Here is a 12470-nt window from a genome sequence, read left to right as displayed (position 1 = left end):
CCGGGCGCTCCTCGCCCACAGCGCGGCCCGGATGCGGCGTACGCCAGTCCCTGACTTCATGCTTCTGTACGTCCTCGGTCGTTTCGGTCAGTCGGTCGCCGACGGCGCATCGCCGCGCCGCGCGTCATTACGTGAGCGCTTCTTGTCCTCAGCAGGGTGCTGTTGACGCCGCGTTGTCCTGCCAGCGGCACGATCAGGGCTGCTGCCCTCGGGAGAACCGGACACCATGCCAGAACCACGAGACGCTGCTCCGTTATCCTTGCCGCTGCCTCGACTCGCGGGCTCGCCGACAACGCCCTCCGTATTACCCGGAGACCGGCGCTGAGTCTGCCCCTGCTTCGTGCCCCGCTCCGGGTTGTTCGCACCAATCACTCCGCGCTGACCCGGCCTTTCACCGTTCGGACGAGCACCAGATGCTCCCCCGCCGCCGACGACCGTGCCACGCGGAACCTTGGCACCCGTCGCATTCGGGCCGGGTTGAGAAGTAGGCCTACCACCGACCACACCACCCGTGCGCGCAGCGCCCGTGGCTCCGGGGCCGGTCCGAGGCGAAGGCTGACCGGGCACGCCGCCCACACGCCCGCCCGGCGCACCACCTGTGCGTGAACCGGTCGTACCCGCGCTCCTAGGCACACCGCCGGTGACACCCCGCCCCATGGGCGACCTGCCCGTCGCAGACGCAGGACCACGGGCACCCTGTTGGCCAACTGCGGATGCACGGCCCACCGGTTCCGCAGGGCCACGTCCGGTGCGGCCTCCGGCAGCGGTCCCCTCAGAGGTGGTAACCCGCCCTTGAGTCGATCCAGGAGTCCGGCCGCCAAGCCCGGCAGCGCGCCCGACCGGTCCCCCGAAGGCGGGAGGTACCGCGCCGATCCCCGAGGGAGGCAGCATCCCTCCCGAAGGACCACTGGGCCCTGTCACAGACGGCGTGGGAGTCACTGGCGTCGGCTTTACAGTCTCCGGTGGCAGCGTGCCGACGCTGTTGATCTCGGTACCGACAGCGGGCCGATGCACGTCGAGATTCGTGTTCGCGGGGTGATGCTCAGTTGGCAGATTGTCGCCGGAGACATCGCTCGGCACACTGACATGGCCGCCTCCACTCTCGCGGACAACTGCTTGGTGGGCTGAACTCGGGGTGGAGTTATTCGCGGAACCACTGGCAACGACTCTGTCGTCCGGCGGCCGCATCCCCACACTGGGCATCGCCCGATACGGCTCCGGCGCCGCCTTCTCCAACTTCGCCAGTTCCGACCCCGACACCGAGTAGAACGACGCCAGCCGGTTCATCTGGTTGATCGCCTCTTGGCGGTCCTTCTCGACCTGGACCGCCTCGGTGTACTGCTTGTTGCCCTCGAACTGCTGGAGTACCGGGAGCTGTCCCGGCTTCTTCTGGTCGAAGACGGGGCGCGTGTCCCGCGGCGGCAAGGAGCTGCGCACCGAAGCGAGCCCCGTCGCGGCGGCCGTGACCTGCACTCCGGCGCCGTCGGCGTACGTGGCCAGGCTCTCGGTGTGCGTGGCGAGGCCTTCGCCCCACTTCTGGAACGCCGTACCCGCGTCGCCCTGCCAGTCCTCACCCGCGTGCTTGAGATGACGCCTGAGCTCCACGGCAGCTTCGTTGATCGCCTTGCTGGCCTTCGCCAAGGTCTCGCCCGCGTGCTCCAGGTCGGCGGGGTTCGACTGGTGGACCAGGTCGATCATGGGGTTGAGCCTGTGGTCTTCGAAGTCGGTGACCTTGCCGTTCGTCAGGAGGCGGACGCGCTTCGCTCCGAACGCGTCGTGCATCACTTCCGACACCCCGGCCAGTGCGTCGACCTGGCCGACCTGGAGGTCGACACGCTGCTGGTCGGTCAGCTCCTTCGGCGCCTTGTCGTCCCCGCTCACTACTGGAGTCCCTTCGTGGACCTCTTGGCGTCACTCAGCTTCCGCTCGCCCTCGCCGGACTTCTTCTCCTGGGATTCGGTGTACAGGCGGTCCGTCTCGACCTGGATCTCCCAGAAACGGCGTCGCTGGTCGTCATCGAGGTTGTCGAAGCCGTTCTGCGCGCCCTGCGTCGCGATGCCCATGGCCTCGATCTGCAGCCCCAGCGTCTTGGAGAGCTGCGTGATGTGCTCGTGGACCGACTGGTACTGGGTGAACAGCGCGTCCGCCTCATGGAAGTCGAGGCCGTGGCCGCTGAGGGATGCCCGCGAGACACGGTGTGCGCCCAACTTGGAAGCGCTGCCCGCCGAGTCCTCGAACTCGGACAGCAGTTTGTCGATGCGCTGCTTGAACGTCATCAGTACGTCGGCGCCGACCTTGAGGTCGGCAGCCGTCTTCGGTGATGCCCCGCCTGTCATGTCCGCAGGAAGCATGATGCCTTCCCTCCCCGTTTTTCGTCGCTCGCCCCTGAGCGACTGCACCCCGTGAGCGTTCCTCTCCGCAACGCAATCACTCTAGTCGCTTCCTGTGACAGTCCCAACTGCCTTATGCGACAGCTGTGCTACCACTCGGCCAAGCTTCACTGCTCCTTCACGGCGCGCTCTCGCGTCCACCTGGGCAACTGCGGCCCCCTGACGCTACGTGACCTGCGGGCCGACGGCCTGAGTACGGCTACTCAGTCGCCGTAGCCGCACACATGTGAGTGAGCGTCATGGCGGGCGGAGGGGTGGCGCGGAGCCGTCGTTGCTGCGTGGCCATTGCGAATGGCGTCGTCCGGTTCCGTCAACTTCCGCCGTGGGCCTGCTCCTTCGCAGGTCGCGGCCTCTTGACAGACAGAGGGAGGGTGTAGGGGCGCCACCCGTGGGTCCGCCGGACGTCAGTTCAGCCCCGCGACCCTCCGCGCCCGCTTCCGCGCGTCCCGCGTCGCCACCGCCGTACCGCCGAGTCCCGCCACCAGCACGGCCGCGCCCAGGGCTACGTACGTCGCGAGGCGGGCGTCGTGTTCGTCGGCGGTCTCGCCGAGTTGGAGCTTCGCGGGGGACGGGGCCTGGGCCTTGGTGAGGCCTTCCTGGGGGTTGGGGGACTCGATCGGGTGGTCGTCCTCCGTGAGCGCGCGGACCGGGTCGACGACGCCCCAGCCGACGAGGCGGTCGTGGCCGGCGATGGTGCGCTCGGCGGTCTGCTCGATCTGGGCGACGACCTCGCGGGCGGTCCAGTCCGGATGCTTCGCCTTGATCAGCGCGGCGACGCCGGCGACGTACGGCGCCGAGAAACTCGTACCGTTGTCGGAGCAGTGACCGCCCTTGGGGACGGTGGAGATCATGTCGACGCCGGGTGCCGCGACGCCGACGAAGTCGCCGGACTGGGAGAAGGACGCGCGTTCGTTGTTGCGGTCGGAGGCCGCGACGGCGAGGACGCCGGGGAAGGACGCCGGGTACGTCTTCTTGACGTTGCCGCCCTGGCCACCGTTGCCCGCCGACGCGACGACCACGATCTTCTTCGACAGTGCCGTGTCGATCGCCGCCTCCAGGGAGGGGTCCGGCTTCACCGCGTTCGACGTGTCCTGCGAGATGTTGATGACGTCGGCCTTGGCCTGGATCGCGTAGGTGACCGCCGCCGCGAGCGTCTGCGCCGTGCCGTGGCCGTCCGCGTCGTTCTGCTGGATCGGGATGATGGTCGCCTCGGGGGCCAGGCCCACGAAACCGGTGCCGCCGACCGGGCGTGCGGCGATGATGCCGGCGACCTTGGTGCCGTGTCCCACGGTGTCGGTCGTGCCGTTCTCGCTGCCCCGCGCGATCTTGTCGCCGTTGCTGTCCTTGAGGTTCCTGGGCATGAAGTTACGGCCGCTCTTCACGTCCACCGCATGGGTGAGCTGGGGATTCTTCACGTCCACGCCGGTGTCGATCACCGCCACCCGTACGCCCTTGCCCTTGGACCGGCTCCACAGCTCGTCGAGGAGGACGCGTTGCAGAGCCCAAGGGCGGCCCGGGTACTCCTTGTTGGGGAACGTGCACTGGTCCGAGAAGCTGTCGTCCGCCGCCGCGGGGGGCGCGAGGACGACGGTGGACACGGCCAGGGTCGCGACCGCTGCGGCCATCGCCGCCGTGGCGCGGAGGGGGCGGGGGGAAGGTGCGTACGACATGCCCGACTCCCCCTACGAACCCTGCGGTTGACGTGCCGCCGCCGTCGACAGGCGGGGGCCCGTGGGCAGGAACTCGGACCAGGAGGCGGGGATCGGCGCCGGGTCGACGTCGGCGTAGCCGAGGCGGATCTGGGCCTGCTCGGCCTCCTGCTGTTCCTGCTGGCGTTCCTTGGCCGTCGTACCGATGCCCGCGTCGTTCGTGGCACTGTCGGCGTTGGACTGCAGGACGTAACGCAGCCCCGTGTCGGTGACCAGGAAGACCGGGCCGGCCTTGGTCTCCTCGCCCTGGAACTGGCGGAAGAGCTGCCCGGAGCCAGGCGTGACGTAGGCGCTGGTGGAGTCGGTGGGGAGCGGGGCGGGGAAGTCGGTGCCCGCCCAGGTCGTCAGGGTGGTGGCGCCCTTGTCGCCGACCTTCTCCAGGACGTTGCAGATCGTGCTGCGGCTGCCGGACGCGTCCGAGGCCTCGTTGACGGCCGTGGGTTCCTTGGTCGGCCAGCGGTTCTCGGCGCCGAAGGTCCCCTCCGGGGTGATCTCGCCCGCGCTCACCCCGGTGGCGTGACCGGCCTGGCCGAGCGGGGCCAGATCCTTGCTGGACAGCAGGAGTTGGGCGACGAAGGCGGAGACCTGCGCGACTTTGCCAGGAAGCACTACGTAGTAGTGCTCACCGCTGGCGTCGGAGGCCTTGAGCACCATGCCCGCCCTGTTGGTCGACTTGTCCAGTTCGCCCGGGGCGCCGGCGGCCGTACCGGGTGTGGCGCCGATGCTCGGGAAGGCGATCGGGTCGCCCTGGTGCAGGGTGGCCAGCCACTCCGGGGAGACGCGCTCGGGCACGCGGCCGGTGCCGACGACGGCCCGCAGCAGCAGCTCGTCGCTCTTGTCCACGGGGTAAGCCGTGCCGCTCGCGTCCACCACGTAGCGGTTCTTGTCCGGGTCCACTACGTAGAGGAGCTCTCCGCCCCGCAACCGCTGCTTGCCCTCGGTCTTCTTCATGTCGCGCTTCGCGAGGACCAGCGCCGCCTTCTGGATGGAACCGCCGCCCGCGCTCGGCCGCTCGCAGACCGCCCAGCGCTTCTCGGCGCCCGCCTCGCTCGCCGAGGGAAGACGGTCGGGGGCGTACGGGATGCCGACGGTGACGCCGTGCGGGATCTTGCCGCCGTCGAGGACCGACTCGTCGACGGTGACGACCTCGCCCTGGCCGGGGTTGAGCAGCAGCTTCGCGGACGCCATGTTGAGGACGGGGTGCAGCTGGGCCTTGCCGTCGGTCTTCAGGACGACGTAGCGGGTGGTCGACTTGCTGGCGATGATCACCTTCGACTTGGGGGTGTCCCAGCCCTGCGGCGCCGTCGGTTTGAACATGCCCCAGGCGCCGAAGACCGCCATGACGACCACGCCCACGATGACGCCGGGCACCACTCCGCGCAGCGGTCGCGGTGCCCCCTCCTCCGAACCGTCCGGGGACGACTGCACGAAGGACGCCAGCATGCGGCGCTTCGCGAAGGTGTAGGCGTTGAGCTGGTCCCGCCGAGATGCCATCTGTGTCTGTCTCTCCCCGTGTTCCGCCTGGGCAGCGCTCGGGGGTCCGCCGTCCCCCGCCCATCGATGTCAGACCGGGCACCTACTATGCCTGGTATCCGCGGGGACGTGGGGAGCGGGTAGGGTACCTGGACCTTCAGGGGCCCTATGTGGTGCTGAAACAGCGGTGAGTTGTGAGTAATACGGGGGGATGGAGTGATGGCTTCCGGAACGCGGACGCGGTCTCGTGACCGGTCGCGGACGAGGGGCTCCGGGACGCCCGGGCCGGGGTCCGCGCAGCCGCCGTCCGCGGCGGGCACTCCGTCCCAGGGGCCGGGCGGACTTCATCTCAGGACGCGCCGCGGACAGGGCGGGGCATTCCGGTTGCAACGGCTCGTCCTGCTGGAGATCGCGGCGGCCGTCCTCCTCGTCGGCTGGGCGATCGACCCCATGGCGCTGGTGCCGGCGGGCGTCGTCGCCGTGGCGCTCGTGCTGCTCGCCTTCGTCCGCCGGCGCGGCCGCTCCCTGCCCGAATGGCTGGGTACCGCGCGGGCGTTGAAGGCACGCCAGAAGAGCGCCGCCACCACGGAGACACCGCCGGGCACGGAGCCCGGTCTCGCACCGGCCGTGGAGTGCGACCCCACCCTGAGGACGTACTCGTACGGCGGCCGGGACCGGCGCCCGATCGGGCTGATCGGGGACGGCACCTTCGTGACCGCCGTCGTGCAGGTCGAGGCCGATGTCACCGCGCTGCGGGCCGACCGCAGCCGGCATCCGCTGCCGCTCGCACTGGTGCGGGACGCGCTCGAAGTTGACGGCATCCGGCTGGAGTCGGCGCAGCTCGTGCTGCACACCCAGCCCGCGCCCGCGCTGCACCTGCCCCAGCACTCCGTGGCCGTCACCAACTACGCGCCGCTGCAGGAGCAGACCGGCGCCCCGGCGGTGCGCATCACCTGGATCGCGCTGAAGCTCGACCCCGAGCAGTGCCTGGAGGCCGTGGCCGCCCGGGGCGGAGGGCTCACCGGAGCGCAGAAGTGCGTCGTGCGCGTCGCCGACCATCTCGCGAGCCGCCTCACCGGCGCCGGTTTCCGCACGACGATCCTGAACGAGGAGGAGCTGACCGCGGCCCTCGCCACCTCCGCCTGCGCGAACCCCCTGGTGACGGCGGAGGCCGGACGGACCGAGACGCGGGAGCGCCGGACCGAGGAGTCCAGCCGGAGCTGGCGCTGCGACAACCGCAGACACACGACGTACTGGATCCGCCGCTGGCCCCAACTGGGCGGTCGCGGCCCGTCGTTGCCGCAGCTGATCGCCCTGCTCACGGCCACACCGGCGCTCGCCACGACGTTCAGCCTCACGCTCGCGCGCGGGGAGCGCCAGGAGGTGTCGATGTGCGGACACCTGCGGGTGACGGGCCGCAGTGACGACGAACTGGTCGCGGCGCGGCGCGCGTTGGAGGGCGCGGCACGGCACACGGGCCTGGCACTGGCCCGCCTCGACCGCGAGCAGCTCCCGGGTGTGCTCGCCACGCTGCCCCTCGGAGGTGCCCGATGACCGCGATGGAGATGCTGCGCAGCGGCTTCGGCCTGATCGGTCCGCGGCACGGACGGCATGTGCTCTCCCCCGAGCAGGTGGACGCGCTCGCGCTGCCCATCGGGGACGACGGCGTCGTGATCGGCGTCGACGCCGAGGGACAGCCCGCGGTGCTGGGCCTCAACCGGCCCACTCCGTACGACGTCGTCCTCATCGGCGGCCTGTGGACCGCCCAGGTCATCGCCCTCAGAGCGGCGGCGACCGGGGCGCGCGTCGCCGTGGAGACCGGCCGCCCACAGGCCTGGATGCAGATGGTCCACGCCATGGGCGGCGGACAGAACGGCCTGGCGGTGTACGACGTGGGCCGCGTCCAGCCACAGGGCGCCTCGGCGGGCACGCCCGTGCTCGTGGTGCGGGACTGCGGCATGCGTCCGCCGCGCGGGCGGGTCGTGTCCGGGCCCTGGCAGTCGGTGCTGACCCTGCTGCCGTATCTCAGTCCCGTCGCACCCCGGCTCATACGGCAGGCTCGGCTCGTCGGTGTGCAGCGGATCTCGCCGGACGAGGCGGCGGAGCTGGGCCGCGCCATGGCGCTCCCCCGGGCCGACGTCGACTCCCTGCCCACGCTCCCGGACGGCGTCACGCTCTGGTGCGGCGACCGCGACCGGCAGTATGTGATGACACAGCCCACGGACGCCGAGATCGGATTGTTGGGTACACCACGCCGGATGGACTGAACCGGCGGACCACTGACCGACATTGAATGATTAGGCCCCTTTCACCCCCTCTTTCGTAGAGGATGCGCGCCGCTATCACCCGTTTTGCGCGAGGAGTTGGCGGGCACGTGTGCCGGTTCAGGGCGTCATGGGGCGCGTTGGACGGACGCGGAGGGGTGGACGGGCCTGCCGTGAGGTTGCCTGTGGTGATTAGGCTGGGACCGGGCGCCACGACAGGGCCCGCGGCCGGGCCGACAGCGCTTCGGGGGACGGGCCGGGCGGATCCGATCGATTCGGGCCGCCGACCGACCGTTCCCGACGCTTTCGGCGGACCGGGCCCGTACGACACGAGCGGTCGCCCCGGAACGACATGAGGGTGCTCGACCACACCAGGAGGAATTGTGAGCAGCGATCGGGACGGGATCCGCGGGGGCTGGGCCACGCCCGGCGATGACCAGCCCGACGACGAGTCCGCCATCGAGATGACGGGCGAGTTCACGATCGACTACGCGCCGCCGGCCTGGTACACCCAGAACTCGTCCGGCGCGTCGGGCGCGTCCGCGCAGGCCTCACCGCCGCCGACTCCGGCGAACGGCACGGCGATGCCGCCCCCGCCTCCAGCACCTCCGGTCGGCCCCGCGTTCCCGGTGCCGGCACCGCCGGACAACTCCGGCTTCCAGGCCGGCTGGGCGCCTGCGGCGGCGGTTCCGCAGCCGGCGGCCCCCGAGGAGGAGCCCGAGAATGGTGACCTCGCGAGCGGGGCGACGATGCGGATCTCCTCCGCCTCGTTGAAGCGGGAGATCGCGGAGCGGGGTGCGGAGGCGCAGGCCGAACCTGAGCAGGCCGATGCGGAGACCCCGGCGACCACCGCCGAAGGTTCCGCCGAAGGCACCGGTAACGCGGAATCGGGTTCAGGAGAGCCGGAGTTCGAGGGCGAGGCTCCGGAGAACGGTGACACCGAGGGCACCGACGCCGCAGAGGCGAGCACTCAGGACGAGGACGGCGCGGTCGCCGACACGGACACCGGGGACTCCACGGAATCCGCGAACTCCACCGACGCCGACGCCGACGCCGAGAGCACCGACGACGCTTCTGCCTCTACGGCAGCCCCCGACACGGATCCCGCCGCCGACCCGGCCGACGCCCCGGCGGATGACGCGGCCGGTGACGTGACCGGCGCCCCGGAGCACGAGCCGAGCAGCATCGACGCCACGCCGTCTGCCCCGGCCACGCCGTCCACGCCCGACGCCGCCTCCCCCCAGGCCGCCGACCCGGCCACGGGCGCCACCGGTGACGTACCGGCTGACGTACAGGAAGCCCCTCCCGCCTGGGCTCCCCCGCCGGCCCCGCAGAGCGGTGTCCCGCCGCTGCCGCCCTCCTACCAGCCCGCCGCCCCGGCCCCGGCCGACCAGTGGCCCGCGCAGCCCCACCCCCAGGCTCAGCAGCTGTCGGTGGACCCCGCCGCGCCCCAACCGCCCGCGCCGCAGCAGCCCGTCGCGGCCCCGGCCCAGCCGCCGTTGCCGCCCCAGCAGCAACCCCCGTTCCAGCCGCACCCACCGCAACCGGCACCGGCGGCCTGGGACGCACCACCGACGCCGACCCCGCAGGGCCCGGCGCCCACACCCATGGCGGGCCCCACCGGCTACGGCTTCCCGCCCCCCACACCCCCGGCCCCCGCGCCGAACCAGCAGAGCGGCTACGGCTTCCCACCCCCACCAGCACCGGCACCGCAGACCCAGCCCGCCCCCAACACGCCCGACCAGCAGGGCAGTTACGGCTTCCCCCCTGCACCCGCACAACAGGGCCAGCCCAACCCCGCCGCGCCGAACCAGCAAGCCGGCGGCTACGGCTTCCCGCTCCCGCCCGCGCAGCAGGCCCAGCCCACCCCGGCACCCCCGAACCAGCAGGGCGGCTACGGCTTCCCGCAGGGACCGGCGCAGCAGGGCCCGCCCGCCCCCAACGCACCGGACCAGCAAGGTAGTTACGGCTTCCCTCCTGCACCCGCGCAGCCGGGCCCGCCCAACCCCCAGAGCGGCTACGGCTTCCCCCCGGCGCCCCCCGCTCCCGCACAGCAGGCCCAGCCCGAGGCACCGCAGCCCCCGCAGGCGCAGCCGCACCCCCAGTCCCCCGCCCAGCCCCCGGTCGACCCCCGCACCGGCGCCGCCTGGCCGCAGCCCATGCAGCACGACCAGCGGCAGCCGACCAACCCCGGTGCCGCGCCGCTCGGTTACACCGCTGCCGTGGAGCTGTCGTCGGACCGGCTGCTCAGCAACAAGAAGCAGAAGGCCAAGAGCGGCCGGCCCGGTGCCGCGCCCTCGCGGTTCAAGCTCGGCGGGAAGAAGGAAGAGGCCGAGCGGCAGCGGAAGTTGGAGCTGATCCGTACGCCGGTGCTGTCGTGCTACCGGATCGCGGTGATCAGCCTCAAGGGCGGTGTCGGCAAGACCACGACCACCACCGCGCTGGGCTCCACCCTCGCCACCGAGCGCCAGGACAAGATCCTCGCGATCGACGCCAACCCGGACGCCGGCACCCTTGGCCGCCGCGTGCGCCGCGAGACCGGCGCGACCATCCGCGACCTGGTCCAGGCGATCCCGTACCTCAACTCGTACATGGACATCCGCCGGTTCACGTCCCAGGCGCCCTCCGGTCTGGAGATCATCGCCAACGACGTCGACCCGGCCGTCTCGACGACGTTCAACGACGAGGACTACCGCCGCGCGATCGACGTCCTGGGCAACCAGTACCCGATCATCCTCACCGACTCCGGCACCGGTCTGCTCTACAGCGCGATGCGCGGTGTGCTCGACCTCGCCGACCAGCTCATCATCATCTCGACGCCGTCCGTGGACGGTGCGAGCAGTGCGAGTACGACGCTGGACTGGCTGTCGGCGCACGGCTACGCCGACCTGGTCTCACGCTCGCTCACGGTCATCTCCGGCGTCCGCGAGACCGGCAAGACGATCAAGGTGGAGGACATCGTCAGCCACTTCGAGACGCGCTGCCGGGGTGTCGTGGTCGTGCCGTTCGACGAGCATCTCGCCGCCGGTGCGGAGGTCGACCTCGACATGATGCGGCCGAAGGTCCGGGAGTCGTACTTCAACCTCGCGGCCCTGGTCGCCGAGGACTTCGTCCGCCACCAGCAGATGCACGGCCTGTGGACGAGCGACGGCAATCCCCCGCCGGTACTGGCCCCGCCGATGCCGGGCCAGCAGGGATACCCGGGGTACCCGGGGTACCCGGGTCAGCAGGGGCAGCCGGGACAGCCCGGGCAACAGGGACAGCCGGGTTATCCGGGCCAGCAGCAGTACCCGGGCCAGCAGGCTCCCGGCCAGCCGGGTCCCTACCCGCAGCAGCAACAGCACCAACCGCCGCACCCCGGCCAGCAGTTGTACGGCCAGCAGCCCTACCCCCAGCAGGGTCAGCCCCCGGCGCAGCAGCCCGCCCCGCCGTACCCCCAGCACTCGGGTCAGCAGCCTCCGCCGCCGTACCCGCAGCACCCGGGCTACGCGCAACCGGACGGCGACCAGACCCCGCCCCCTCCGCCCGCACCCCCGCAGCAGTGACGCGAAGGGCGGCCGGTGCTCACCAGCACCGGCCGCCCTTCGCGTCGTAGAAAGAAGAACAGCTACCCGGCATCCCCGGCATCCGTCGAGATCAGCTCCCGGCACCGCTTCACGTCCTGTGCGATCTGCTCCAGCAGGCCCTCCAGCGAGTCGAACTTCGCCTGGCCGCGCACGAAGGCGAGGAAGTCGACGGCGACATGCAGGCCGTACAGGTCGAGGCCGACGCGGTCGATCGCGTACGCCTCCACCGTGCGCTCGGTGCCGTCGAACTGGGGGTTCGTGCCGACGGAGATCGCGGCCGGCATGGCCTCTCCGTCGACGTGGAGGTAACCGGCGTAGACGCCGTCCGCCGGGATCGCCGTGTGGGGCAGGGTCTCGACGTTGGCCGTCGGGAAGCCCATTTCGCGACCGCGCTGGGCGCCGCGCACGACGACGCCCTCCACCCGGTGCGGGCGGCCGAGAATCTCGCGCGCGCCCTCGACGTCGCCCTCGGCGACCAGGCGCCTGGTCAGTGTGGAGGAGAAGGGCTCACCGCCGCCCGCCGCACCGCTCACGTAAAGATCCACCACCTCTACCTCGAAGTCGTATGTCCTGCCCTGCTCGATCAGGAAGGCCACATTGCCCGCGGCCTTGTGGCCGAAGCGGAAGTTGGGGCCCTCGACGACCGCCTTCGCGTGCAGCTTGTCCACCAGGACCTTGACCACGAAGTCGGCCGGGGACAGTTTCGAGAACTCTTTGGTGAACGGCAGGATCAGCGCCGCGTCGACCCCCAGCTCGGCCATCAGTTCGGCCCGGCGGTGGTGCGGGGCGAGCAGCGGCGGGTGGCTGCCGGGGCGCACGACCTCGCTGGGGTGCGGGTCGAAGGTGACGACGACCGAGGGAACGCCCAGCTCACAGGCGCGCTCCACGGCATGCCGGATGATCAGCTGGTGCCCGCCGTGGACCCCGTCATAAGAACCGATGGTGACGACACTGCGCCCCCAGTCCTCAGGGATGTCCTCCAAGCCACGCCAGCGCTGCACTGTGACCGCTCCTCATCGAACCCGTGTCCGTATGTAGACCTGTGTCATTGACCTCTTACGCAGGTCT

At 71.2% G+C, this 12470-nt stretch carries 8 protein-coding genes; 3 read left to right on the top strand and 5 right to left on the bottom strand.

Going from position 1 to position 12470, the window contains the following annotated elements; translation table 11 throughout:
• Positions 1 to 87 precede the first annotated feature (87 nt).
• The 4 genes from OG496_RS39790 to eccB all read right to left on the bottom strand — a co-directional run bounded on the left by OG496_RS39790 (position 88) and on the right by eccB (position 5593).
• On the bottom strand, positions 88 to 1881 hold the full coding sequence (locus tag OG496_RS39790; RefSeq protein ID WP_405974292.1) for a hypothetical protein: 1794 nt from the start codon (positions 1879 to 1881) through the stop codon (positions 88 to 90).
• Positions 1881 to 2351: a hypothetical protein gene (locus OG496_RS39785; protein WP_405974291.1), complete on the bottom strand. Its 471-nt coding sequence runs from the start codon at positions 2349 to 2351 to the stop codon at positions 1881 to 1883. The genes OG496_RS39790 and OG496_RS39785 overlap by 1 nt, the downstream gene beginning before the upstream one ends.
• A 443-nt stretch (positions 2352 to 2794) precedes the next feature.
• Positions 2795 to 4060: a type VII secretion-associated serine protease mycosin gene (gene mycP, locus OG496_RS39780; protein WP_405974290.1), complete on the bottom strand. Its 1266-nt coding sequence runs from the start codon at positions 4058 to 4060 to the stop codon at positions 2795 to 2797.
• A 12-nt stretch (positions 4061 to 4072) separates the two neighbouring features.
• Positions 4073 to 5593, bottom strand: a complete 1521-nt coding sequence (eccB, locus tag OG496_RS39775) for a type VII secretion protein EccB (RefSeq protein ID WP_405974289.1) — start codon at positions 5591 to 5593, stop codon at positions 4073 to 4075.
• A 198-nt stretch (positions 5594 to 5791) separates the two neighbouring features.
• Between eccB and eccE the strand changes: the two genes are divergently transcribed.
• From eccE to OG496_RS39760, 3 genes are all read left to right on the top strand, one after another.
• Complete coding sequence (gene eccE / locus OG496_RS39770; protein WP_405974288.1) at positions 5792 to 7126, top strand: type VII secretion protein EccE; 1335 nt, start codon at positions 5792 to 5794, stop codon at positions 7124 to 7126.
• Complete coding sequence (locus OG496_RS39765; RefSeq protein WP_405974287.1) at positions 7123 to 7839, top strand: hypothetical protein; 717 nt, start codon at positions 7123 to 7125, stop codon at positions 7837 to 7839. The genes eccE and OG496_RS39765 overlap by 4 nt, the downstream gene beginning before the upstream one ends.
• Positions 7840 to 8219: 380 nt before the next feature.
• Positions 8220 to 11381, top strand: a complete 3162-nt coding sequence (locus OG496_RS39760) for an SCO5717 family growth-regulating ATPase (protein ID WP_405974286.1) — start codon at positions 8220 to 8222, stop codon at positions 11379 to 11381.
• Positions 11382 to 11443: 62 nt separating this feature from the next.
• On the opposite strand, the gene OG496_RS39755 is transcribed toward OG496_RS39760, so the two are convergent.
• Positions 11444 to 12403, bottom strand: a complete 960-nt coding sequence (locus tag OG496_RS39755; RefSeq protein WP_405974285.1) for a bifunctional riboflavin kinase/FAD synthetase — start codon at positions 12401 to 12403, stop codon at positions 11444 to 11446.
• Positions 12404 to 12470: the final 67 nt, after the last annotated feature.

Origin of the sequence: Streptomyces sp. NBC_00988 (assembly GCF_045162645.1) — a bacterium.
Taxonomy (GTDB): Bacteria; Actinomycetota; Actinomycetes; order Streptomycetales; family Streptomycetaceae; genus Streptomyces.
Note: the sequence above shows the minus strand (reverse complement) of the source record. Positions and strands in the feature narration are given on the sequence as shown.